The organism is Croceitalea sp. MTPC6 (assembly GCF_036985525.1).
Taxonomy (GTDB): domain Bacteria; phylum Bacteroidota; class Bacteroidia; order Flavobacteriales; family Flavobacteriaceae; genus Croceitalea.
In genome coordinates, this window is record NZ_BTGR01000006.1 from 207,818 (window position 1) to 230,803 (window position 22,986).

Below are 22,986 nucleotides of genomic sequence, written 5' to 3' on the forward strand. Positions count from 1 at the left end.
TAAAAAGGCAGGCTATACTGCCTGCCTTTTATTGTTTTGAAACAGAAAAGATGACAATATCTTTCTTTTTGCCCCTAAGTGGTACTTTCCCCATTTTTGTGAACGTATAACCATCTTCTTTAAGTTGATCCTTGAGTGTTTCGGAAACCAATAATTGAGCTTTTAGGGAATTACATTGTCCTTGTATTCGAGCTGCGGTATTGATCGTATCACCATGGTAAGCGATTTCTTTTTTGTATTTGCCAACCTCTGTTACCGTTACTATTCCTGAATGCAGCCCTGCCTTAAAAAAGGGTTGGCAGTTGTATTTTGCCTGATAATAATTGCCTTTCTTTTTTAACAATTCTGAAAAATTAAAATAGGCATGTAAACAGTTTTGGGATTTTATACCCAGCTCCAGTGGCCATGTAAGTACTGCTTCGTCCCCTACGTACTGGTAAATCTCCGCTTCATTTTCTAGGACTATGGCCAAATCGTTAAAACAATCTTGAATAAGCGTGCTGTATTTTATATGGCCCAAACGTTCCGCCAGTCCAGTAGATGCCTGTAAATCCAAGAACATAAAAATACGTTCTTCTTCACTCGGGTTATAGAATTTACCACGGATCAGCTTCATTAGATTGCCTTCGCCGAGCATTAAGTTTACTTGTCTTAATACCGTTAGGACAAAATCTGTTACCCAAATGTAGAAATAGATGGCACCGCTGCCTTTATCCATGGCAAAAGTTTTTAAACTTATCTCAGTGCCAAAATAGAATTGATAGACCCAGTAGGCTACAAAAGTCATAAAAATGATAAACAGGAAAGCGTATATGGTCCTAAGGAGCAAAAGCTTGCCTAAAGTGAGTTTTCGGTACAGGTTTTTTTCTGCCCAAATAGAAGCCAACGCAGAGATAATGCCCAAAATAGGTCCTAGGGTCAATCCGATTATAATGCTCGATTTAAAATCGAACTTTAATTGCCCCAGCTCTTCCGTACCCACACCCCGGACAATAGCCAAAAAAAGCATGGACAAAGTCCATCCAACGATATAAAACCTAAGAATCCGTAGGTTTCGTTTACTCATGATATCCTTTTTCTTCTAGGCGTTTGGAGACCCACCAATAATTGCCAGCTGGGTCTTTTACCCCACCCTGGCGGTCGCCGTAATCCATGTCTGCTGGTGCAAATATTTCTTCAGCACCATGTGCCAATGCATTTTCATGGATAGCATCCACGTCATCTACATAAAGATAAAGGGCAGTACGCATTCCCATGAACATTCCCCTAGCTTGACTGATCATAAAACAGGTATCGCCAATTTTTAAGATACAATTACTGATGTCACCATTTTCTGGGTGTAGGGAGCGGTTAATTTCTTCCGCGTAGAAGGATTTTTCAAGAAAATCAATCAGTTGTTGTGGGTCTTCTGTGAATAAATAGGTACTCACATTACTAAACCCCTCTGGAGTATAGGTGTTAAAGATGTCTTTCATGATAAAAATGTGATAAGGTAATTATAGGCAAGTCCGGCCAAAATAGCCAGTCCAAAACTGAGCAAAGTGCCAATAAGAACATACTCGGTCAGTTTTCTATTCTTCCCTTTGTTGAGGTCTCCGAACCGGAATACAGATTTTGCAGTAATCAGCAATCCTATGGCAGCCCATTGGTGTAAAAGGATAAAGGCAAAGACAAAAATGCGTTCTAACATCCCTATATAGCGCCCCGCATTTTTAAGGGAAGTACCTTCCTTATTTTCTTTATCGTCTTTCGCAAGTTCTTCAATATAAGGCGCCATGAGCATTTTAATAAGAATTGCAGATACGTAGCTCACAAAGGCTAGCATACATATGAATAACAGTAATTGTGGTGTGAACAATAGGTTGATGTCCAAGGTGTAGGGTTCATAAAAATAAACGACTACGGCTATGACTGCGAGATGTAGTATTTGGTCCAATGTAAAAAGCCATCGGTAATTTTTTTCATTGGTGAAGTTTAATTTCGCCAAGTCTATAAGGTAATGGGATACAATGGTGATGGCAACGATTCCCCAATTATTGAACTGTAATACAACAATAAGTGCCAATAGATGTACGGCAATGTGGTAATACAGGTATTTGGATTTTGCTTTTTTCTTTAGTTTGTGGTCGACCCACTTTGCTGGTTGAAAGACAAAGTCGCCAAGAAAATGGGCCAGTATAAGTTTTAGGGCTAATAACATCATAATTTTTGGAGTTGTGTGGTATAAAACTGCATCATTTTTTGGATTTCATCAAAACCTGCCCGTATCAATGCTTCGCTGATGCTACTTTGTGATTTTTCCAATAGCGCAGCAATTTCTTTTTGATTTGCATTGGGGTGTTCGATAGCAGCTTTTACAATTCTTGAAGTAGCAGGTAGCCAATTATCCATACTGAGGGACGCCAATTGCAACATTAGGTTTATAGTGGCATCAAAGTCTTCTGAGCTTGATTTTATGGCAAGGGTTGTTTTTTTCAGGTTTTCAAAGCATTGCCCTGAATTCACAAATGCGGAACCATTAGCCTCTGTTATTTTCTCTGAACTGTAATTTTTTCCCCCAAGACCAATAGCAATACGCACATCTAGCGCTTTTTCTTGTTTTATGGTTGCTTTAAGGTGAATGGCCACTTTAAGGGCTACCTTTGAGGGAACCTCTAATTGAAAGCTATCTCCTCGATAGATTTCCCAAGACCTTGGTTCTTCACCATAAGTGTTAAGAACCTCCTTTAAGTGAGGTAGCCAGTTCTTAGGAGCAATCATTTGGGAGTTTATAATATCTCCCGTGAGTATAGCAGTTACTGTTTTCATTATTACAAATATCGGTAAAATTGCCGATAATAAAAAATATCGGTAAAATTGCCGATAATATATGATATCGATAAAATAACCGATACCATAGTATTAAAAGAAAAAAGCCCCTAACGTAAGTCAGAGGCCTTTCAAAATCAACAAAAAATATTTATCCCCTTCTGCCATCCCTCTGCATTTTCTTTTTGCTGTGCATACCTTTTCGATTGCGCGCTTTTTTCCAAAGCTCAAATTGCTCATCGGTAAGTATTTCTTTTAATTTTTCTTGGTGTGCCAGTTTGCGGTCCAAAAGTGCGTTTTGCATTTCAAATCTTTCACCACTTGTTGGCTCTATAGCTTCACCATCTTCTTTTTTTGCTTTGCGTTCCGCCATTTTAGTTTTACGGAATTCCGCTTCTTCAATATTTATCTTTAAAACTTGATCTTGTTGTTGGGGAGTTAAATCCAAAGCCAAGGCCATTTTCTTTGTGTGAAGCGTTGCTAACTGTTTAGCAGTCATTTCTGCCATTGCCTTTTTGCGGTTACGCTCACGGTTTCCTTGCTGTGCTATGGTGGTTAGACTTAATAGCATAGCCATTGTTAAAATTAAATTCTTCATGTTATAGATTTTTAAATGATTTACCATATGACCTTCTATAGGGCAATAGGTTTAAAATGCATTTAAAAGTTTATGAAGCTTTTAACAGGTGGAAAAAATTATTGTAAAGGGGTATCCAAATCTTCAGATTCCGAATCTTCAAGTTGCTTAGTGTCTATATTAACTACTTCACTTGAAGTTATCTCGTCTTGAAACTTTTTCTCTTGCTCTATCTTATTGTAGAAGAATGCTGCAACAGCAAATAATAGAAAGTAAATAAAGCTTTTGATTTTGTAGGTCTTCATAATATCTGGGATTTGGGTGCTATAAATGTAGGAATTTATACCAAACGGATTGTGTATATGTTGTGAAAGCCCGATTTATGTAGGTAAAAACAAAAAGGGACAATCAAATTGTCCCTTTCATCGATAAAATGGTATTAAGTTTTCTAACCATTTGGATTTAAAATAGTATCTATGCGCTCCAGAGCATCCTGTAAATGGTATCTACTCATACTATTGGATGTTCTTGCCAATCCATTTCTGATATCCCTTTTTAAGTTATTCAATTCTGCACGTGCCACTGAACGAATATCCGACTGGCTTGTATTAACAGCAGTGGATTTTTGATATCCACCAAAACTTGGCTGCTTACGCTGATTTTTAGCGGTCATTAAATACCCTAATCTGTCAATGTGCGCTTTTTGTAAATTTCTACGATATGTATCTATAGCTTTACCGCTCCTAGTTTCTGACCAAATACCCCTTCTTAGATCACTCATAATATCCGTGAGCTTGTAAGCATCGTTTCCATTAATAGTTTCATTTTCGATAGCTCTTGCCAGTTTGCCCAAACTTAGCATGGTATTTAAAGTTCTTGTTTGGACGGCGCGAATACGCTCTACAGAACCTGAATACTGAATCTTATTGAAAATCTCTTGGTCTAACATCCATTCTGGAGTCTCAAACAATTGCGCTTGTAGGAAATCCATGCATTTCTTTTGATGTGCTTTTGCAACATGCGTGTACACGGCCCCTTCTTGGTCAAACGTTTTATTGTACTCATAAACACCTCCAATGTTATTTGCTACGTGACCCATATACCTATTAAATTGGCTCACTACTTGTCCATATAATGTACCTAAGTCGTCATAGGTTTTGCCATCTTCTGCTATCCATTCGTTTAGGTTTGGTACAATGCGTTTTAAATTGGCTATACCATACAAACTTGCCTTTACGGCGTCATCCCCTAAATCCTCAGTTTGTGAGCTTGGGTCATGAATATCCCCTATCTGTTGGTGTCCAAAACGATACATGGGGTCATCCGCATGCTCAAGAATCCAACTATCCAAAGTTGCTTTTTCTTCTTTTACAGATTTATCCAAAATTGGACGGTATCCCCAGTTGATGGCATGCTTATCGTAAACACCAATATTTGGCATTAATGCGACACCTTCATCACCAGGTTGGGCAACGTAGTTAAAACGGGCATAATCCATGATGGAAGGAGCAGTGCCATATTTTTGTGTGAATTCTTTTGAACGTAGTGAGTCTACAGGGTAAGCTACACTACTTCCCATATTGTGTGGCAGTCCCAATGTGTGGCCGACTTCGTGAGCAGATACAAATCGAATTAACCTCCCCATGATTTCATCCTTAAAGGCAACACCTCTTGCTTCTGGATTAATTGCAGCCGTTTGTACAAAGAACCAATTACGTAACAAGGTCATTACATTATGGTACCAATTAATATCGGACTCTAAGATTTCTCCACTTCTTGGATCACTTACATGGGGTCCGTTTGCATTTGGTATTGGAGATGCTAAATAGCGTACTACAGAATAGCGCACATCTTCCGGTGACCATTCTGGATCTTCTTCTACAGATGGAGGGTCTTTGGCAATAATCGCATTTTTAAAACCAGCCGCCTCAAAAGCCACTTGCCAATCCTCAATACCTTGTTTTATAAATGGAATCCATTGTTTTGGAGTAGCTCTGTCCACATAGTACACAATTTGCTTTTTGGGCTCTACCAATTCCCCAGCCCTAAATTTTTCAATATCCTCATCTTTTACTTCTAAACGCCATCTGTCTAAATAGGTAACTCTCTTACTTTCTTGAGCATCTAAGCCATAATCCACTTGGCCACGGGCAAACCAACCTACGCGTCTGTCAAAATAGCGCCTCTTCATTGGTTCGGCAGGAAGCAAAATCATAGAGTTATTGATTTCGATAGAAATAGACCCTAAGCTTTGATTACTTGGAGCAGATTTTGCCGCATAAGTTTTAACGTGTCTGGCCTCTACATTTAAGGGGTAACTTTTTATACTTTCTATATAACTTCTGTCGCCATCCAATCTGCTTACCTTATATCGCGTTCTAAATCTGTCCGGAAGTCCTAAGGCATTCACATCTTTGGTAAACAATGGGTCTACCTCAATTACAGTAGCTGGGTTAAGGGAATCTTTTTTGTTTATTGCCTTTATATCAAAAGCATAAAGAACAGGTTCAAAATTTGAATTAACCACCGCCTCATGTATTGGCAAGGAGTCTGCGGCATAGTTTTGGTATGAAACTACGCGTAGTAATACTTTCTTGGGTTTCTTCTCCCATCGGAGTACCTGTGTGTTTATTTTTCCACCACCAAAACCAATTCCTGTTGCGGTTTTAGATATTCTGCTAACCATTAACATCTCCCTATTGAAAAGGGAATCCGGGATTTCATAAAAATGCTTGTCTTCTACAATATGTACATGAAAAAGACCTTCATCTGTTTCTGCATCTTTTGTAATTACCTTATTATAAGGCTTAATGTCCCCTTTTTTTGGTTTTGAAGGCGCTTCTTTTTCTGTTTTTTTCTTTTTCTTTTTGAAGAGTTGTGCTTCTGTAGTTTGAAAACTTGCAATGGTAAATAATACCAAAAGCAATTTTGGAAGTAATTTTTTCATCATTTAGAGTTAGTTTGAATAATCGTAATCTTTCAAAGAACCAAAAAATAACCAAATTCTTCTGTTAAATAAATATTAACTCTACTTTTTTTATAAAAAGCCCCAACCTCTCGGAGTATTGCGTTTTACTAATAGTTTCCGTTGAAACGCCCACTATAACTGGGATGCTAGGGATGGCTAAATTTGTTAAAAAAGCTAAAATACTGTAACAATTATGTTTTTGTCCAGTCTTATAAGCATACAACATCAATCATCAAATCAATCAAAAAATGAACAAGTTATTATTAATTTATGGTTGCGCACTATTTGGTAGTTCGCCCATAGTAGAACAACAAGAAAGTACGGTAAACGTTACCGATCAGAGTAACAAAGTTGAAACAACACGTACATTAGAGAACAACCTAACAGCATTACACATTAGTGCTAAGGAAACAAACAAAACTTTGGTTTATGCTTCAAGTTTTAGTGAAGCAGAAAGTGCTTTTGACATAAAGGAAATTGAATTTCTTGAAGTTGAAGAAGAATTTGAACTAGGTTTTGATACCTCAGAGTATTTACCAGAAGGTTTTAATCCATATGAAGCTAATTTTGAAATGTCTTCAGTTGAATTTTTCCAGGTGGATGAGAGCACAGACTTAGGATTTGAGACTGCAGATTATTTACCAGAAGGTTTTGATCCTTATGAAAGTACAGTTGCCATAAAGTCAATCAACTTTATGGAAGAAGAGGAAGATATAGATTTGGGTTTTAACACCAAAGATTATTTACCTGAAGGTTTTAATCCTTACGAAGCTTATTTCAACATAAAGGAAATACAGTTTGGACAAGTAGAATATATTTATGAATTGGATTTTGATACTTCAAAATATCTTCCAAAAGGTTTTAATGCATACTCAGATGAGATTGCAATAAATACAATCAACTTTATGGAAGACGAAGAGGAAATAGAATTGGGTTTTGATACTGCAAAGTATCTTCCAGAGAATTTTGACCCTTACAAAGGTCAAAACTAGATAGGAATGTTTTTATCTTATCAAATTTTTTGAGTTAGTTAGTTGAAAGTCCCGGTACAAACCGGGATTTTTCATTTCCATGGTATACAAAAAGGCGATATGACGTAGTTAACAAAAAGATAACATAAAAATCGACTAAGTGTATTCGTTAAAAAAAGGAAATCGAAATTGCCATTTTCGTAATTTTTCTGATGTAGAATTACAATATTAAGAGTATTTGGAATAATATATTATGAATACTTTTCTTACAGCCATTTCGCTCGAATGTTAACCATAGTTAAAATATACGAATACCTATTTTTTTCAGTTTTACCTTTGTCTCAAATAATAAAAAATAGCGACATGAAATATAAAAAATACATATCTACAGTTTTTATTGCAATGCTTTTATTGCCACTTTTAAGTGCTAAATCTACCCCTTCTAATATAGAAGAGTTCGATGTAAGTTCAATAAAATTTATTGAAGAAGAGCAGCAAATAGATTTAGGTTTTGATACTAAAGAATATCTCCCAGAAGATTTTGATCCTTACCAAGAAGAAGTTTCTGTAAACGGAATTAATTTTATGGAAGAAGAAAATATCGACTTAGGTTTTGATACTTCTGAATTTTTACCAGAAGACTTTAATCCTTACGAAAAATAGTTCCTCAGATTTTAGTTATTGTGACAAAGCCCAATTCTCAATTTTTTTAGAATTGGGCTTTGTTTTGCATTTCATCGAATAAATAAGTGATTCATAGATGTTAAATATATTTTTTACCTATTTTGCTCGTTGCACATAGGTACATACCTACTTATGTCACTTTTGTAACTAAAACCAAATCTATTTAACTATGAGAATTTCTAAAATTACCAGTTCCTTCTTAGGATTATTCTTATTGTGTTTTAATCTATTGACTGCGCAACTTGGAATTAGTGAACGTGAGGCCATAGCACTTCTGGAATTAAGAGCTAAAACTAAAGGCGAGCAATGGACAAATCAATGGGATACAAATACTCCTATATCTGAATGGCATGGAGTAACCATAAAAGATGGTAAAGTGGTTGGGCTAGACCTTTCAAATAATAATTTGCAGGGAAGAATACCAATCACCATAGGTAATCTTAAGAATCTAGAAACTCTAGATTTATCTAAAAACAATATCTCGGGGAAAATCCCAGGGCTTTTCAGAAAATTTAAAAACTTAAAAGAAGTAAATTTTGAGGATAATAATTTGGTGGGGAATATACCATCTACAATTAATAAGTTAGAGAGCTTACAAGAATTAAATCTTAGCAATAATAAGCTAGAAGGTGCCTTGCCAAATACCATTAGTGAATTGGCCCAACTAAATACTTTAGCACTTGCCAATAACGACTTAAATGGTGGAATGCCTTCAGGTATGGAAAATTTAAAAAATTTAAAAAAACTATACCTTTCAAACAACAAGTTTTCAGATATGAATGGTTTAAGACAACTATCCAAACAACAGCTAGTCTTAACGGATTTTAAATTGAAAAACGGTTCAGTATTACCAATTGATTTTACAAAAACGAAAGAAGGTTTATCCAAGCTGGAGTTTGAAGATTACGAGAAATAAATTATTCTTTTTTGCGATATACAAAAGGCTTCAATTTATTGGGGCCTTTTTCTTTTTAAAAGAGTAATGGCACTACAAATTGAAACACTAGAATAAGTAAGGCTACTGCAATTAAATTCAAAATTATACCTACCCGCGCCATTTGTGGCACTTTTACATAACCACTGGCAAAAACTATGGCATTAGGTGGAGTTGCCATTGGGAGCATGAATGCACAACTACTGGCCATGGTTACAGGAATTAATAAATACAGTAACGGGATTTCCAATCCAATTGCAATACCTGCTACTACAGGTGCCAACACGGCTACCAAAGCTACATTGCTCATCAATTCGGTCATAAATAACATCAATACAATGAGCAGCGATGCTGTCAGTAGAATACTAATTTCACTAGTGGCAATAGTATTTGCAACTAAATCTACAATACCACTTACGGACATCCCCTTTGCCAAAGCTAGCCCTCCCCCAAAAAGTATCAATATTCCCCAAGCCAACTTCGAAGTATCTTTCCAAGTAATTATAAAATCCCCATTCTTAATATTATAGGGAATAGCAAATAACGAGATTGATGCAAAGATGCTTATCATAGTATCTGAGAGACCAAGATTCGGAAAAATATTGTTGATTAATGTTCTAAAAATCCAAAGGAAAACGGTAACAGCAAAAATTACCAAGACCATTTTTTCTTTTTTTGAAGTGGCACCTAATTTTTTCAACTCTACTTGTATCACCTCTTTTGAGGCATTAAATTTTAAGTCTTTGTTCGGGAACATCCATTTTACCAAGACAAAATAGGTGATAGTGATCATTGCTATTGAAAATGGCAAACCTAAGGTCATCCATTTTAAGAAAGAGATTTGGATATTGTATTCGTTTTCCAGTAAACCAATCAAAACAGAATTCGGTGGAGTACCAATTACCGTTGCAATTCCTCCAGCGTTGGCAGAGAAGGCAATTCCTAACATGACGCTAAGTGCAAAATTTTGGTCGCTTTTGGTAAACCCGTCTTCATCATTAATCAATAAATTAATAACAGATAAAGCAATGGGAAGCATTACTACGGTACTGGCCGTATTGCTTATCCACATACTGAGCGATGCAGTTGCAATCATAAAACCCAACACTACTTTATTAGGGGTAGTGCCTGTAAGTCTGATGATATTGAGTGCAATACGCTTGTGAAGATTAACTTTTTCCAATGCCAAAGCCATTACAAAACCACCAAAGAACAAGAATACAATTGGGCTACCATAATTGGCACCTACATCTGCTATTGGCAATATTTTTAGCAGTGGAAAAAGTAACAGTGGTAAAAGTGCCGTCACAGAAATGGAAACAGCTTCTGTAATCCACCATATGAGCATCCAAACAGCTACAGCTACTACTGCATCGCCTTGTTCAGAAACTAATTCTATTGGTAGGTTAACAAGAATTAAAAATACGATTGGACCTAATACAAGGCCTAGTTTTTTGCTTAGCTCCATTGGGATTCTAAGCTAGGCTTTTTTAAAGTAAAATAAAAACTGAAGAATAAGTTAGCTATTACTTATGCTACTCTCATTGCGAAATGCTAGGGGAGCTACGGTTACATGTCTTTTAAAATACTTAATAAAGTAGGATGGGTCTTCAAAACCAAGTTTGTACGCAATCTCACCTATTTGAAGAGAAGTAAATTTTAACAATCGTTTCGCTTCTAAAATAATTCGCTCGGCAACTAATTGTGAGGGGAGCTTATTTACTACTGATTTCGTAATGGTATTTAGTGTCTTTGAAGAGATATTCATTAAACTTGAATAATCATTTATAGATAAATTGTTTTTATAGTTTTTTTCAACCAGTTCTTTAAATTGATATAATTGAAGTGTGTACGAATCGTTTCGATTGGTAGTTTCTACATCCCTTTTTTGATGAACTCTTTCAAGATTAATAAGGAAGCATTTAAGTAAAAACCGAACCGAATCTTCAAAACCAAACCTAGCTCTGTTCGAAAGCTCTTTTGATATTAGGTTCAAATAGGTTTTGCCAGATTCTATGGCTTCGGTTTCCATGGCATAGCATGGATTTTCTTGAGTTTTAAAAATGCTGTACTTCAAAAAAATATCTACTTCGGTATGCATAAAAAAGCTCTCATTAAAATGTATGAGCCAACCATTACAATCGTAATTATCGTCAAAAGCATGGATTTGATCTTTTGTAATAAAAAGGATTGTATTCTTTTTTATAGGATAGGTTTTAAAATCTACGGTGTGGGTGCCTTTTGAATCTAAGAACCAAATAATTTGATAGTAACTGTGAGAATGTGGAACAGCTGCTTTATTACCACTTTTTCTGCGATATTCTTTTAAATCATAAACTTCGAACTGAAGTTTTTGCGGTGATAATCTGTGAAGGTGATACTGTTCTATTTTTGACAAAACAAAAAATTGAAAGACTACATACTCTGTCGTAAAGTTAGACTAATTCTTTCTTCAATAGTTTTCTAGCAGCATTTATACCACTGTATACTGCCCCATCCAAGTAACCACCATAAACCGGTGAAGTCTCTGTTCCAGAAAACAATAGCTTACCTTTAAAATAGAAATCTTCAAAATATTTGTTTCCATAATGTGGACTCATGTAGACCGACTTCAAGTTTTCACATGAGGTAAACTTATCCTTGGACCAATCCTTTTCAAAGTAGGATTCGTAATTCCTAATTTCTTCACCTAGGTATTTTTCTAAATAGGATAAAATACGTTCTTTCCGTTGTGCAGGTGTTACATCCCTTAAACCTTCATTAATAAAGCCCATTAGGGCAAAGGTTTTATAGTCAGCACTGCAATGGTCATAAAGTTCTACCACTGGTCCAACTTGACCAATCAAAGTACCCGAAAAGTTTTCTTCTCTCCAAAAGGGATTTTTAAAAATCATTCCAATTTTCATGGCATTGCTCATCCAAGTATGGGTTAGCTTCATAGCTCCCAAAAGATTTTCAGGAAGGGGAGGGGTAAATATTAGTGTTGAAGCCAATTTAGGAGGGATGGTTACGACAACTTTATTACCTATATATACAGCATTATTTGTCTTTACTTGAACCATTCCAGAGTCTTCCGTAAGCTCCAATACTTTGACGCTCAACTGAATTTTATCTTTTAAGTCTTTGGCTAATTTTGTGATTAAAGCCTTAGAACCGCCAGAAATCCTATATGCTGATGGACCATTATGTTGACTTTCAAAAAAATGGACAGGTGCCATGGTATTGTATACCAGAACACTCTGCCCTTTACTGTATTGTTCAAATTTTTGAATTGATAGCGAATCCAAAAGCACATTAAGATTGATGTGATGTTCCTGTAACCATGTGGCTCCTAAATCCACGCCATTGTCTGTTTGGATTCTACCACCAACTCTATCCCTCGCTTCCAACATAATGAAATCGGTTTCCCCATGTTTTAGAAGTAAATGAGCAGTAGTCAGGCCAGAAAGCCCAGCGCCAATAATGATGTACTTTGTGTTTACTATTTTCAATCTAAAAATTTATGCCATTAAATGGGTGCCATGCACTACTGCAGCACCTGCTCTTAACGCTGCGGCTACAAATGTAACTTCTGCAAGTTCTTCTTGTGTAGCTCCCGCATCAATTGCATGTTTTTTATGGATTTCCAGGCAGTATGGGCATTGCGTGGTCAACGCTACAGCGATTGCCATAAGTTCTTTATATTTTTTTGGAATCGCTCCATCGGCTAGAGCTATCTGATCTAAAGCCTGGAAAGCTTTCATTACAGGCTCTGCATTTTTTTCTAAAACACCTAATTGCTTTAGATTTTTCATATCGTACATAGTAATTTTTTTAAAGTATGATTTAGTTTCTTCCAGACATTACACCGCCGTCTGTATCCCAAATGGCTCCAGTAACCCAAGAAGCTTTATCGGAAAGTAAGAACGAAATAGTGTTGGCAACATCTTCCGCTTTCCCGTTTCTTCCTATCGGATGGAAAGCATGGAAACTCTGTAGCGCATCATTCGCTTCTTGTTTGCCGCCAAAAACACTTTCGTAAACAGGTGTTTCTACAACCGCTGGAGAAACTGCATTTACACGAATCTTATGGTCTGCCAATTCCATGGCCAAATGCTGCGTTAAACTGTGCAAGCCTGCCTTTTGCATGGAATAAGCAGAAGATGGAGTAGCCTTAACGGATTGTTTTGCCCACATTGAACCTACATTTACGATAGCTCCGCCCTTGGTTTCTGCCATTTTTTTAGCAGCAGCTTGTGTGATAAAGAAAAATCCTCTATTTAAATCCAAATACGAATCGTAATCACCTTCGGTATGATCTAAAAAAGGTTTAGGGCCAAAAATACCTGATGCATTTACCAAATAGTCCAAGTTGTCCCAATTGGAAATTATACCTTTTAAAACGCTGACTCCTTCTTTGCTCGTAATATCAACCTTATGAGTTGTTAGGTTGTTATTGGCTTCATTATTAAAAGCCTCTAATTTGGAATTGTTTGTGCCCACTACATGGACTTCAACACCATCATTTAAAAGATTTTGAGCAGTTGCTTTACCAATACCACTACTACCACCTATTATCAATGCTCTTTTCATCTGATTTTATTTTAAAATTTATAAGAGCAAAACTAATCGGAGGCAATCAGGGATTTATGTCATAAAAAGAGAACAAATGGTAATTTTGGGAAAATGGGTTTAAGATTGCCTTTTGGCAAAAAGTATAAAAAATCATTTACTAAGTCCTTTCAATGACCATTAAAATATCCATATAGCTGATACAAAAAGAGACCTACACCAGCAATTATCAAATAAAAGTTAGTCGCTTTATAAAAAGCTGCATAACTCTTTTTTGCTTTCCACAGGCTAATTATAAAAACGATGGGAATTAGTGCTAATACCTGACCGAGTTCAACCCCGATATTAAAGGACACTATTTTAGAAAAAAACTGTTCCGTACCCATATCAAATGATTGCAAGCGAGTAGAAAGCCCAAAACCGTGAATCAGTCCAAAAATAAACACCATCAACAATAAGTTTGGCGACTTAATTTTTAAGTATTTTTCAAATCCACCTAAATTTTCAAATCCTTTGTAAAGTACACTTATAGCGATTATGGCATCTACCGAGTGTTCATTGGCTTTGATACCTAAATATGTCGCTCCGATAAGTGTAATACTGTGCCCAATGGTAAAAACTGTAATAAATCGAATAATGTCCTTAACCCCTTTTAAATAAAAAATGACACCAGCCAAAAAGAGTAAATGGTCATAGCCAGTAATCATGTGCTTTGCTCCCACGTAGATATAGGATAAAAGTCCTCCATTGTCTAATATCTCTTGGTCGCTAGAACTTACTCCATGTGCGGCTAGAAAAAATGGTAATAAAAGGAATAAACCACTTAGGGTATATTTTTTAACTCTCACGGGTATTGCTTTTTCTGTTGAACCATAGAAACAAAATACCGATCAAAAGAAAGCTGCCTATTAAAAAAATGTAAATTTTGTAGTCCGTATTGTGCCCATGCTCATTCTTATGAGTATGTGTATCCTCACCATGACTATGGGTCACCTGAAAAGTAAGAGTGGCCCAATTAGATTCATGTGTTAGTCCATCTTCTTCTTCTTCTTCTGTGTTTACCAAATTGATAGTTTGAAAATACCAAATCCCATCTGAAGAAAGATTTGCCTTAGCGATACCCTCTGCATCCGTCCGTAATTTTTGACCTGAAGTATGCGTGTGCAATTGTTTGTTCCCATCTACCTCGTGGCTATGAGATGTTCCGCCATCATGGGAATGCGCATTTTTAGAGCCTTTATAATCGGCATATACTAACTGATTTGCCAAAGGTTTTCCCTTGAACAATAGTTTTACCTCTAAACTATCACCAGTATGAAGTGCATATGGATTATTTAGGGGAATGAATTCAATCGGATAACCTAGAGCAGTTTGCCAATCGTGGGTCTTTGTATCTCCAACTTGGAAAATACTTTTAACATGTTTGGAATATTTTTCCACTGCTTTAGCCTCTAGGGCATTATTGTTTTTACGCCATTCCAACATGTCATAAATGCCTTCGTGTTCTAAATAGTCGTTGAAATCATCAGCACTCATTTCAAGAGACCTAGCTTTGGTCGAGACTCCAGCGACATAGGTGCCCGCTTCCCCTGTCTGAAAGTTGAGTATAGTAATGCTATCTTTTTCGGTCCATTGTGAATCAGTTACCCTTGTTCGCATGCCATTGCTTAAAATACTTGCATCTAACATTCGATTTCTATCTATGACATTCTCACTGTTATCAAAAGTCCCGTTAAAAAGCTGTAGTGAAACCGGGGTGTTGGGCTCTAAAAAATAACTGTCCAATTTTAGGAACATCGTATGGCTACTAAACAATACAATGGCTAAAACTGCGAAGAATGTTTTTTTCATAATGTAATGAATTTTGTTGCGTTAAAGGAGTTGAGAATTACGATTCTTCTTTTACATACGAGAAAAACACTAACCAAGTTCAACAAAGAGTCCTTCGTCGGTTTTGCTCACTTTTGCCAAATTATTTTTGGTCAATTCTTTAATGGACTTATCCCACTTTTTGTTTGATAAACCTGACTTATTCTTTAAATCGGTTAGTGCAATTTTTTCTACCTTTTTCAAAATTTCAAAAACAGCTTTTGCATCTTCACTCGATAAAATGTCTGTGGCGACTCGCCGCTCTGGTCGCATTTGTGGAAAAAATAAAACTTCTTGAATAGAAGAGTTATTGGTCATTAACATTACCAACCGGTCAATACCAATACCAATACCAGATGTTGGAGGCATTCCATATTCCAGTGCCCGCAAGAAATCTTGATCGATAAACATGGCTTCGTCATCGCCTTTTTCGGATAGCTTCAACTGCTCTTCAAAACGTTCGCGTTGGTCAATAGGATCGTTAAGCTCCGAATAACAATTTGCCAGCTCTTTTCCGTTTACCATCAACTCAAAACGCTCTGTTAATGCTGGGTTATCCCGGTGCTCTTTGGTCAATGGGCTCATCTCTTTGGGGTAGTCCGTAATAAATGTGGGTTGTATGTAATGGTGCTCACATTTTTCACCAAAAATTTCATCTATCAACTTGCCAACGCCCATAGTGTCATCAACTTCAATACCTAAGCTTTTGGCAATCTCACGCAGTTCATTTTCATCTTTGCCAGCAACATCATGTCCCGTATGTGTTTTTATGGCTTCTAAAATTGGAACTCTTGCATAAGGCGCTTTAAATTCAATTTCATTTTCCCCAACAACCAGTTTAGTATTTCCATTGGCATCCAAAGCAATTTTCTCTAACAATTGCTCAGTAGTTTCCATCATCCAATGATAATCCTTGTATGCCACATAGAGTTCCATTACCGTAAACTCTGGGTTGTGCGTACGGTCCATTCCTTCATTCCTAAAATCTTTAGAAAACTCATAGACCCCATCAAAACCACCAACTATTAGTCTTTTTAAGTAGAGCTCATTGGCAATTCTTAGATATAGGGGAATATTTAATGCATTATGATGTGTTAAAAATGGACGTGCAGCCGCACCACCGGGAATTGGCTGCAGTATTGGCGTTTCTACTTCTAAATAACCACGTTCGTTATAAAATTCGCGAATACTATTCGTGATTTTTGTACGCTTGATAAAAGTTTCTTTTACTTTCGGATTTACCACCAAATCAACATAGCGTTGACGGTAACGCAACTCGGGGTCATTAAATTCGTCATAGGTATTCCCATCTGCATCAACTTTAGGTAAAGGAAGCGGGCGCAAAGCCTTACTTAACAATGAAAAGTTTTTTACCATCACTGTTTTCTCACCTACCTGAGTGGTGAAAAGCTCGCCTTCAATTCCAATGATATCACCGATGTCCAATAACTTTTTGTAGACATCATTGTACAACGTTTTATCGTCTCCAATACAGATTTCATCACGATTAAAGTAGACCTGAATACGACCTTCACTATCCTGCAGTTCCGCAAAAGAGGCTTTACCTTGAATTCTTCTTGACATTAATCGACCAGAAATCACAACCTGTTTACCTTCTGTAAAATCGCTCTTTATACTTTTAGAAGTAGCATCTACTGGGTATAAAGCAGCTGGGTAAGGGTCAATCCCCATTTCCCTTAACTTGGTCAATTTTTCTCTCCGTACGATTTCTTGTTCCGATAACTGCATTGTCAAAAAAATTAAAGCGCAAAATTACACTTTTGCGCTTTAATTATCAGTATGACGATACATTCACTTTGTTGAATAATTTGGTTTATAGGTTTCACCACTTATAATGGCCAAAATATCTTCTTCCAATGAGTTTATCGGGCTTTCTACAATTCTGTTTACCTCTTTGTCGTTTTTTAGAAATATCATTGTAGGTATTTTTAGGATATTCCATCCTTTTTCTTCCCCATTAGGGCTTTTTTTGTAGTATCCTTTTCTTCGGTCAAGAGCTATTAGCTCTAAATTTTCCATTGGAAAATTGGCTCTCTCCAAGATTTTTATCATTCTAGGAACTTCACGTTTACTATCACCGCACCAAGTCCCTAAAAATAATTTTATGTGATAATTTTTAATTTTTTTCTGAATGATTTCAACAAGCGTATTGTCTGTTTGATATGAATCGTAGGATGCTTTAAACCAATTTTTATATTGTTTGCTTTGTAATCCCTCTAAATTAATAGGGCCAACCAAGAATCTATGACCTTGTTTGGTATGAACCTCTTGATTGATTTCTTGTGAACTGACAATGGTAAAACTCAATAAAAAAATGAAAAGGAAAGATAATCTCATGATTTCTAGATTTTAAATCCGAAAATCACATTTTGGAGACAAAAAAAGTAGTCACGTAGGGTTGAAATGGGGACTAGACCCTAGGTTGATTTTTAAAGAATTAAAGTAATCCTTTGATTTCTTCTCTAGAGGATACCCCTAGTTTTCTATAAAGATTATTGATATGTGTTTTTACTGTACTTAAGCTAACAAAGAGCTCTGCGGCGATTTCTTTGTTAGATTTTCCCTCTGATATTTTTACCATTACAGTTCTTTCCTGAGCAGTAAGGATATCAAAAGGATTTTTCTTTTCCTGTCTTTGACGTCTTTTAAAATTAAAATACGCCACTTGGATTATAAGAAACAGAACACCGCCCCAAAGCAGATAGGGCCAAAAGGAACTTCTAGACTTTTCAATAGGTTCATTTCTAAAGTTCTTATCGGCTTCAAGCTCATTTTGATATTGCGATGTGAATAAAGCATTTGGATATTTGTCATGAAGCCTTGATGTTAGTTGTTCGTAGTATGGATTCAATTTTGCATCTACAAGGTAGTAAGCGTGAGTTTCACTTGCTCGATCAGAAAGAAAATCATAGATATACAATTCTGCTAATGGTTCATCACATTGCTGTCCATACTCTTGAAAAGTAGTAAACCATTTTTTTAAATTTAGAGATTCATTGGCTTTACTGCTATATTCCATAAAGTCCAGAATCATTTCTTCTTTTAAAGCATCAATTTCGAGTAGAAGTCCTGAGCTTTTATTTGTAGAAGTTACTTCGCAAAGTGCTTGATTATTCTGTAACAATGGAAAGGTGATGGTATCACCTTTTTTTGCAATGAATAGAATACTTTGAGTATAGTTGCAATCTCTCAAAAAGTGGCTCCCTCTTTTGTCGACATCGTTGCAGCCATCAATATGTATGCGGTAAATTCTATTTTCATCGGATAGATTATCACCTTTAAACAAAAACTTACCTTGAGAATCTGCTCCAACTTCTTTTAGAATTTGGTCCGCGTAGACGCGAGAGGATTTTCTATAGTTTTCCACTAAAGAAAGATAAACAGTTTGGTTTTCGTTGCCTTCGGGTATTTGTCCAGTAAATTGGTATTGTGCATTGGATGCTATTAAATTCCCTAAAAAGACCAAAAGAAGTATTCGCTTCATGGTTTAAAAATAATGGATTTAAGTGTAACATTTTTTGTATTTGAAAGACTGATGTTATACATCAATCAAAATCAAAGAATGAGTTTCTGGAGAGTTTTATTGGCCATTATTTTTCCACCCTTATCAGTTTTAGGGAAAGGTTGTGGTTCGTTTTTAATTGTTTTACTTTTAACCTTTTGTGGGTGGGTCCCTGGCGTTATTGCCGCCCTCGTAATTCTAAATAATACGAACTAAATCAATTCAAAAAGGAATGAGAAACATAAAACTGTTAGTTGCACTAATTGTAACTATAACCTTTGTTGCATGTAATTTTACCGAAGAAGTTTATATAAACGAAGATGGCTCTGGTAAGCTTTCCATTAATTTTGACGCAAATGAGCTCATGTCCATGATGGGTTCGCTCGATAGTTTAAAACAGGATGAAGCGATTGATTCCACTATTGTTTTTAAGGATTTATTGAAAGAAAAGAGTGATAGTATTTCTAAACTACCGCTAGAAGAGCAAGAAAAGCTTAAAAAGTTAGAACCATTTAGCATGCACATGGTAATGAAGCCAGAAGAGCAGGTTATGAAATTTGAACTTTTTAGTGAATTTAAAAATATTGAGGATGTAAGTGATGCTTTTAATGCTTTCCAAAGTGCTAGTTCTTTAAGCCCACCACCTGGAGCTTCGGCTGGTCAATCAACTCCAATGCCTTCTTCTCAACCAACTACGAAAGTGAATTATAAGTTTAAGAACAATACATTTACTAGAAATACAGTAATAATAGATCAAGAATTATTTCAAAAAAGCCTTGATAGTCTAGAGGGGGCAGAAATGTTTCTTTCTAGTTCTACCTACACGTTTAAATATCATTTTCCACGGCGAGTAAAGAATGTAAATGTTGATGGAGCTACATTTTCAATGGATGGTAAAACCATGATTTACGAAGTCAATTTTCTCGACATGATGAAGACTCCAGAAGCCATTAACTTAGAGGTTGAACTAGAGGACTAGATTCTGCTTTGTAACTTTGCAGGATGAACAAAAAGGTTCTTCTAAAGGATTTAGGACTTAAAGATTATAAAGAGACTTGGGACTACCAAGAACTGCTCTTTAAGGAAATCATTGACTTAAAAATCAAGAATAGGAGAGAAGAGGCAGAATTTGAGACACCCAATCATTTCCTTTTTGTGGAACACCCGCATGTATATACTTTGGGCAAAAGTGGAGATATTAATAACCTTTTGGTTGATGAATCCAAGCTTAAAGAAAAAAAAGCTACTTTTTACAAGATTAATAGAGGAGGAGATATTACTTATCATGGCCCTGGGCAAATTGTAGGATATCCTATTTTGGATTTGGATAACTTCTTCACGGATATCCACAAATACCTTCGCATTTTAGAAGAAATGGTAATTCTTACTTTGGCCGAGTATGGATTAAAAGGAAATCGTTCTGAAGGAGAAACCGGAGTTTGGTTGGATGTAGGAACGCCTTTTGCGCGTAAAATATGTGCTATGGGAGTACGTGCAAGTAGATGGGTGACTATGCATGGTTTTGCTTTAAATATAAATTCAGATTTGAGTTATTTTGACTTAATGATCCCCTGTGGGATAAAAGATAAAGCGGTCACTTCCTTAAATGTAGAATTGGGCAAAAAAGAGGTTAATTTGGAAGAGGTAAAACAAAAGTTATTAAGACATTTTGAAATCTTATTTGAAGCTGAAATAGTAAAAGAAAAAACCGTGGTTTAAACCACAGTTTTTATGACTCTAATTATTCAAATTAACTATTTGTTATAAGCCGTGAGCTGAGTACTTGCAATTAACTTGCCCTTTTTATTGTAGCTTTCCTGCTTGATCATGCCCACTCCTTCTGCAAACCAAACTCGAGATGGAAAACTCTGTTTAACCATTACAGCTTTTACATTATTATCGGTATATATAACGTAACAGTCAAAAGTGCCTGCAGAAGTGGTGACGCTCTCTTTCTTTTCAACCTTTCGATTCAACAGATCTATGGTAGTGTTCATACTCATACCACCTGCCATGCTCACTTTTAGAGAAACATTAGCATCAGATAACTGTTGCCCAACACTAAGATCATTGGGTAATTCTAGGTCGGTGCCAGAGATGTCTATTTCCATATCTTGATATTGCTGCAACATGTTTTTTGGGATGAGAGACTCATAATCTACATTTACCATATTTCCTGTACAAGTAAAGTTATAGTCGGTTTTATAGATTTCTTTTCCTTTGTCATCCTTTAACTCTAAAGCCATTGTGGCTGATGTGTTTTCCCCATCGGTCGAAACATTAGTGACCTTGTAAGATGAAGTACCATCTGATTTTCCTTTCTTATCATAATTGGTATACTCAAAAGTAGCTCCCTCAATCATTGGATAATATTTACTGCAGTTAGATTGCGAAAATGAAATCTGAACTGTTAAAAATAGTGCTGCTAAAAAAAATGTTTTTTTCATTTTCAACTGTATTATTATTGTTTTATAAATTCTACTCTTCTATTTTGTGCCTTTCCTTCTGGTGATGTGTTCTCAGCGACAGGCTCGCTTTCTCCTTTTCCTTCGGTACTTAGGCGACTTCCATTAACATTGTAAATATTGACCAATACACTTTTTACCGCTTCTGCCCTGTTTTTAGATAATGTCATGTTAGTATTATCAGCACCATCCGCATCCGTATGCCCTACAATTTTTAGATTCATAGATGATTCTTGTTGCAATACCTGATAAATTTGACGGATAATGCCCATAGATTCTGGTTTTATATTGGCAGAACCCGAATCGAACAATATGCCATTAGTGGATATTTTTCCTTCTGAAATCAGTTTTCTACGTAAGTCAACACCACCTTCGGCTACTTTCAGATTTCTGATAAAGAGCCTTTCTTTTCCATCTTTAAAGTGGTTTAAATTAAATTTTATAGTGGTGACCCTACTTTCTGTTGGCATTATCCGAGGGATGTCCACATATTTTTTTTCGTTGACCCATAGCCTAAAACGCTCTTTGTTGACCGCAATTGAAAAATGGGGCCTCTCAAGTACATCTTGGCGGATATCAGCTTTTATAGCACTATTGATGCCTCCACCACCGCGTTGTATGTAGTTTCTCATTCTTATATTGAAAACTCCGTATTGGCCATAGGGTATCCAGGCTTTTACATGATTGGCACCAGAATTAAACTTTGGATCATCGCTTAAAAGAACCTCAAGCCCTGCATTTGAAGAAGTATTTCTATCAATACCAATTACCTCAGTGTCAAATTCAATGGTATAATCTTCTGGTAAGTCTGGCACATCTGGGATATAGATGATGCTATAGCCGTTTTTGAATTCAAACCATTTTTCAGAAGAATCGCCCAGAGTTACAACTTCACCGCCGCCGTTAGTATTCCATTTAGCTGGAAAATCACCAATAAAATCATTGGCAAAATCATCAAAGAATAATTGTTTGTCACCAGGGACAAAGTCAAATTTGCTATAAACTTGAATGTTTTTAGGGCTAGTGGATTTATTTTCATTGGCACTTTCACTACTTTCATTGCCAGATGGGCTATCAGAGGAATCTACTGTTTCACTATCTTGTTCAGAAGTAGATTCGGTTTCTTCTTCTTTTTCGGTCTCTCTTTTCCTTTGATTCAACAGTAATTCCTTAGATGTTTTTATACTGTATTTCAAAGCTTTTTTTGCACGATTAACCTGCAAAGTGGCCTTACCTTGTTTTAAAACACCAATACCATCAATATCGCTCAAAATGTCAGGTGCGCTATCACTTAAACCTGTAACATCGTCCAATGCTTGTTCTAGAACATCAATATCTTCATCAGAAAGTGGTTTGCCAGCTTGGGCATAACCGTCATACATGTATACTTTGTCATAAAGGTCGAACGACTCTCTTACAAATTGATCGACACTTGCGACTCCAACTCTACTGCTGGGGCGCTTAAGTTTCTTAGTTTGTGCACTTGTATCTACTGAAAAGATAAAAATAGCAAGCAAAACCAATAGAGGATTACTCTTTAATAGTGTTCTCATTTAATTTTAGTGTTTGATTTTGTGGTACTTAAAATACAAAATCATTTGGAATGAAATGTATGAATATTGGGCATAAATTGTTT

The 22,986-nt window shown here is 36.1% G+C and carries 25 protein-coding genes; 6 read left to right on the forward strand and 19 right to left on the reverse strand.

Going from position 1 to position 22,986, the window contains the following annotated elements:
- Positions 1 to 28: 28 nt before the first annotated feature.
- The 7 genes from AACP56_RS12715 to AACP56_RS12745 all read right to left on the reverse strand — a co-directional run bounded on the left by AACP56_RS12715 (position 29) and on the right by AACP56_RS12745 (position 6,335).
- Complete coding sequence (locus AACP56_RS12715; RefSeq protein ID WP_339337061.1) at positions 29 to 1,066, reverse strand: adenylate/guanylate cyclase domain-containing protein; 1,038 nt, start codon at positions 1,064 to 1,066, stop codon at positions 29 to 31.
- Positions 1,059 to 1,475 carry a VOC family protein gene (locus tag AACP56_RS12720; protein WP_339337060.1) on the reverse strand — a complete coding sequence of 139 codons (417 nt, stop codon included), beginning with the start codon at positions 1,473 to 1,475 and terminating at the stop codon, positions 1,059 to 1,061. The genes AACP56_RS12715 and AACP56_RS12720 overlap by 8 nt, the downstream gene beginning before the upstream one ends.
- Positions 1,472 to 2,203 (reverse strand): DUF3307 domain-containing protein, encoded by a 732-nt coding sequence (locus AACP56_RS12725; RefSeq protein ID WP_339337059.1) that lies wholly within the window; start codon positions 2,201 to 2,203, stop codon positions 1,472 to 1,474. Before AACP56_RS12725 ends, AACP56_RS12720 begins: the two co-directional genes overlap by 4 nt.
- Positions 2,200 to 2,808, reverse strand: coding sequence for a transcriptional regulator (locus tag AACP56_RS12730; protein ID WP_339337058.1), 609 nt, complete (start codon positions 2,806 to 2,808; stop codon positions 2,200 to 2,202). The genes AACP56_RS12725 and AACP56_RS12730 overlap by 4 nt, the downstream gene beginning before the upstream one ends.
- 151 nt (positions 2,809 to 2,959) lie before the next feature.
- Positions 2,960 to 3,406, reverse strand: a complete 447-nt coding sequence (locus AACP56_RS12735; RefSeq protein WP_339337057.1) for a hypothetical protein — start codon at positions 3,404 to 3,406, stop codon at positions 2,960 to 2,962.
- Positions 3,407 to 3,504: 98 nt separating this feature from the next.
- The gene (locus AACP56_RS12740) at positions 3,505 to 3,690 is read right to left on the reverse strand and encodes a hypothetical protein (RefSeq protein WP_339337056.1); all 186 of its coding nucleotides are present in this window, start codon (positions 3,688 to 3,690) and stop codon (positions 3,505 to 3,507) included.
- Between the two features lie 143 nt (positions 3,691 to 3,833).
- Positions 3,834 to 6,335 carry a zinc-dependent metalloprotease gene (locus tag AACP56_RS12745; RefSeq protein WP_339337055.1) on the reverse strand — a complete coding sequence of 834 codons (2,502 nt, stop codon included), beginning with the start codon at positions 6,333 to 6,335 and terminating at the stop codon, positions 3,834 to 3,836.
- 266 nt (positions 6,336 to 6,601) lie between these two features.
- Between AACP56_RS12745 and AACP56_RS12750 the strand changes: the two genes are divergently transcribed.
- The 3 genes from AACP56_RS12750 (at position 6,602) to AACP56_RS12760 (ending at position 8,924) form a co-directional block, all read left to right on the forward strand.
- A complete protein-coding gene (locus AACP56_RS12750; RefSeq protein WP_339337054.1) occupies positions 6,602 to 7,345 on the forward strand; it encodes a hypothetical protein in 744 nt (247 codons plus the stop codon).
- Between the two features lie 342 nt (positions 7,346 to 7,687).
- Positions 7,688 to 7,987, forward strand: coding sequence for a hypothetical protein (locus AACP56_RS12755; RefSeq protein WP_339337053.1), 300 nt, complete (start codon positions 7,688 to 7,690; stop codon positions 7,985 to 7,987).
- A 190-nt stretch (positions 7,988 to 8,177) separates the two neighbouring features.
- Positions 8,178 to 8,924 carry a leucine-rich repeat domain-containing protein gene (locus AACP56_RS12760; RefSeq protein ID WP_339337052.1) on the forward strand — a complete coding sequence of 249 codons (747 nt, stop codon included), beginning with the start codon at positions 8,178 to 8,180 and terminating at the stop codon, positions 8,922 to 8,924.
- 55 nt (positions 8,925 to 8,979) lie between these two features.
- Here AACP56_RS12760 and AACP56_RS12765 read toward each other — a convergent pair whose 3' ends face one another.
- From AACP56_RS12765 to AACP56_RS12810, 10 genes are all read right to left on the reverse strand, one after another.
- A complete protein-coding gene (locus AACP56_RS12765; protein ID WP_339337051.1) occupies positions 8,980 to 10,410 on the reverse strand; it encodes an SLC13 family permease in 1,431 nt (476 codons plus the stop codon).
- Positions 10,411 to 10,461: 51 nt separating this feature from the next.
- Positions 10,462 to 11,340, reverse strand: coding sequence for an AraC family transcriptional regulator (locus AACP56_RS12770; protein ID WP_339337050.1), 879 nt, complete (start codon positions 11,338 to 11,340; stop codon positions 10,462 to 10,464).
- Between the two features lie 37 nt (positions 11,341 to 11,377).
- On the reverse strand, positions 11,378 to 12,433 hold the full coding sequence (locus AACP56_RS12775; protein ID WP_339337049.1) for a flavin monoamine oxidase family protein: 1,056 nt from the start codon (positions 12,431 to 12,433) through the stop codon (positions 11,378 to 11,380).
- 9 nt (positions 12,434 to 12,442) lie between these two features.
- Positions 12,443 to 12,745: a carboxymuconolactone decarboxylase family protein gene (locus tag AACP56_RS12780; protein ID WP_339337048.1), complete on the reverse strand. Its 303-nt coding sequence runs from the start codon at positions 12,743 to 12,745 to the stop codon at positions 12,443 to 12,445.
- Positions 12,746 to 12,767: 22 nt separating this feature from the next.
- On the reverse strand, positions 12,768 to 13,514 hold the full coding sequence (locus AACP56_RS12785; RefSeq protein ID WP_339337047.1) for an SDR family NAD(P)-dependent oxidoreductase: 747 nt from the start codon (positions 13,512 to 13,514) through the stop codon (positions 12,768 to 12,770).
- 149 nt (positions 13,515 to 13,663) lie between these two features.
- A complete protein-coding gene (locus AACP56_RS12790) occupies positions 13,664 to 14,341 on the reverse strand; it encodes a HupE/UreJ family protein (protein WP_339337046.1) in 678 nt (225 codons plus the stop codon).
- Complete coding sequence (locus AACP56_RS12795) at positions 14,331 to 15,344, reverse strand: DUF4198 domain-containing protein (RefSeq protein WP_339337045.1); 1,014 nt, start codon at positions 15,342 to 15,344, stop codon at positions 14,331 to 14,333. The genes AACP56_RS12790 and AACP56_RS12795 overlap by 11 nt, the downstream gene beginning before the upstream one ends.
- A 69-nt stretch (positions 15,345 to 15,413) precedes the next feature.
- Entirely contained in the window at positions 15,414 to 17,111 is a 1,698-nt protein-coding gene (gene lysS / locus AACP56_RS12800; protein WP_339337044.1) for a lysine--tRNA ligase, read from the reverse strand.
- 63 nt (positions 17,112 to 17,174) lie between these two features.
- Entirely contained in the window at positions 17,175 to 17,720 is a 546-nt protein-coding gene (locus AACP56_RS12805) for a thioredoxin family protein (protein WP_339337043.1), read from the reverse strand.
- Positions 17,721 to 17,820: 100 nt separating this feature from the next.
- On the reverse strand, positions 17,821 to 18,867 hold the full coding sequence (locus tag AACP56_RS12810) for a response regulator transcription factor (RefSeq protein ID WP_339337042.1): 1,047 nt from the start codon (positions 18,865 to 18,867) through the stop codon (positions 17,821 to 17,823).
- A gap of 78 nt (positions 18,868 to 18,945) precedes the next feature.
- Between AACP56_RS12810 and AACP56_RS12815 the strand changes: the two genes are divergently transcribed.
- Genes AACP56_RS12815 through lipB form a run of 3 tightly spaced genes read left to right on the forward strand, consistent with a single transcriptional unit; the run spans position 18,946 to position 20,604 of the window.
- Positions 18,946 to 19,101 carry a YqaE/Pmp3 family membrane protein gene (locus AACP56_RS12815; protein WP_339337041.1) on the forward strand — a complete coding sequence of 52 codons (156 nt, stop codon included), beginning with the start codon at positions 18,946 to 18,948 and terminating at the stop codon, positions 19,099 to 19,101.
- A gap of 16 nt (positions 19,102 to 19,117) precedes the next feature.
- A complete protein-coding gene (locus tag AACP56_RS12820) occupies positions 19,118 to 19,864 on the forward strand; it encodes a hypothetical protein (RefSeq protein ID WP_339337040.1) in 747 nt (248 codons plus the stop codon).
- 23 nt (positions 19,865 to 19,887) lie between these two features.
- Entirely contained in the window at positions 19,888 to 20,604 is a 717-nt protein-coding gene (gene lipB, locus AACP56_RS12825) for a lipoyl(octanoyl) transferase LipB (protein WP_339337039.1), read from the forward strand.
- A gap of 35 nt (positions 20,605 to 20,639) precedes the next feature.
- Here the strand turns inward: lipB and AACP56_RS12830 are convergent, their stop codons facing one another.
- Together AACP56_RS12830 and AACP56_RS12835 are read right to left on the reverse strand one after the other, a co-directional pair.
- Entirely contained in the window at positions 20,640 to 21,332 is a 693-nt protein-coding gene (locus AACP56_RS12830) for a TapB family protein (RefSeq protein ID WP_339337038.1), read from the reverse strand.
- Between the two features lie 14 nt (positions 21,333 to 21,346).
- Entirely contained in the window at positions 21,347 to 22,903 is a 1,557-nt protein-coding gene (locus tag AACP56_RS12835; protein ID WP_339337037.1) for an OmpA family protein, read from the reverse strand.
- Positions 22,904 to 22,986: the final 83 nt, after the last annotated feature.

What these genes read in the sequence shown, in the direction of transcription:
- AACP56_RS12735 (WP_339337057.1), bottom strand. Translation starts at nt 3,406, where the DNA reads ATGAAGAATTTAATTTTAACAATGGCTATGCTATTAAGTCTAACCACC.
- AACP56_RS12715 (WP_339337061.1), bottom strand. Translation starts at nt 1,066, where the DNA reads ATGAGTAAACGAAACCTACGGATTCTTAGGTTTTATATCGTTGGATGG.
- AACP56_RS12835 (WP_339337037.1), bottom strand. Translation starts at nt 22,903, where the DNA reads ATGAGAACACTATTAAAGAGTAATCCTCTATTGGTTTTGCTTGCTATT.
- AACP56_RS12765 (WP_339337051.1), bottom strand. Translation starts at nt 10,410, where the DNA reads ATGGAGCTAAGCAAAAAACTAGGCCTTGTATTAGGTCCAATCGTATTT.
- AACP56_RS12815 (WP_339337041.1), top strand. Translation starts at nt 18,946, where the DNA reads ATGAGTTTCTGGAGAGTTTTATTGGCCATTATTTTTCCACCCTTATCA.
- AACP56_RS12795 (WP_339337045.1), bottom strand. Translation starts at nt 15,344, where the DNA reads ATGAAAAAAACATTCTTCGCAGTTTTAGCCATTGTATTGTTTAGTAGC.
- AACP56_RS12750 (WP_339337054.1), top strand. Translation starts at nt 6,602, where the DNA reads ATGAACAAGTTATTATTAATTTATGGTTGCGCACTATTTGGTAGTTCG.
- lysS (WP_339337044.1), bottom strand. Translation starts at nt 17,111, where the DNA reads ATGCAGTTATCGGAACAAGAAATCGTACGGAGAGAAAAATTGACCAAG.
- AACP56_RS12760 (WP_339337052.1), top strand. Translation starts at nt 8,178, where the DNA reads ATGAGAATTTCTAAAATTACCAGTTCCTTCTTAGGATTATTCTTATTG.
- AACP56_RS12785 (WP_339337047.1), bottom strand. Translation starts at nt 13,514, where the DNA reads ATGAAAAGAGCATTGATAATAGGTGGTAGTAGTGGTATTGGTAAAGCA.
- AACP56_RS12745 (WP_339337055.1), bottom strand. Translation starts at nt 6,335, where the DNA reads ATGATGAAAAAATTACTTCCAAAATTGCTTTTGGTATTATTTACCATT.
- AACP56_RS12830 (WP_339337038.1), bottom strand. Translation starts at nt 21,332, where the DNA reads ATGAAAAAAACATTTTTTTTAGCAGCACTATTTTTAACAGTTCAGATT.
- AACP56_RS12725 (WP_339337059.1), bottom strand. Translation starts at nt 2,203, where the DNA reads ATGATGTTATTAGCCCTAAAACTTATACTGGCCCATTTTCTTGGCGAC.
- AACP56_RS12805 (WP_339337043.1), bottom strand. Translation starts at nt 17,720, where the DNA reads ATGAGATTATCTTTCCTTTTCATTTTTTTATTGAGTTTTACCATTGTC.
- AACP56_RS12755 (WP_339337053.1), top strand. Translation starts at nt 7,688, where the DNA reads ATGAAATATAAAAAATACATATCTACAGTTTTTATTGCAATGCTTTTA.
- AACP56_RS12820 (WP_339337040.1), top strand. Translation starts at nt 19,118, where the DNA reads ATGAGAAACATAAAACTGTTAGTTGCACTAATTGTAACTATAACCTTT.
- AACP56_RS12720 (WP_339337060.1), bottom strand. Translation starts at nt 1,475, where the DNA reads ATGAAAGACATCTTTAACACCTATACTCCAGAGGGGTTTAGTAATGTG.
- AACP56_RS12740 (WP_339337056.1), bottom strand. Translation starts at nt 3,690, where the DNA reads ATGAAGACCTACAAAATCAAAAGCTTTATTTACTTTCTATTATTTGCT.
- AACP56_RS12730 (WP_339337058.1), bottom strand. Translation starts at nt 2,808, where the DNA reads ATGAAAACAGTAACTGCTATACTCACGGGAGATATTATAAACTCCCAA.
- AACP56_RS12810 (WP_339337042.1), bottom strand. Translation starts at nt 18,867, where the DNA reads ATGAAGCGAATACTTCTTTTGGTCTTTTTAGGGAATTTAATAGCATCC.
- lipB (WP_339337039.1), top strand. Translation starts at nt 19,888, where the DNA reads ATGAACAAAAAGGTTCTTCTAAAGGATTTAGGACTTAAAGATTATAAA.
- AACP56_RS12780 (WP_339337048.1), bottom strand. Translation starts at nt 12,745, where the DNA reads ATGTACGATATGAAAAATCTAAAGCAATTAGGTGTTTTAGAAAAAAAT.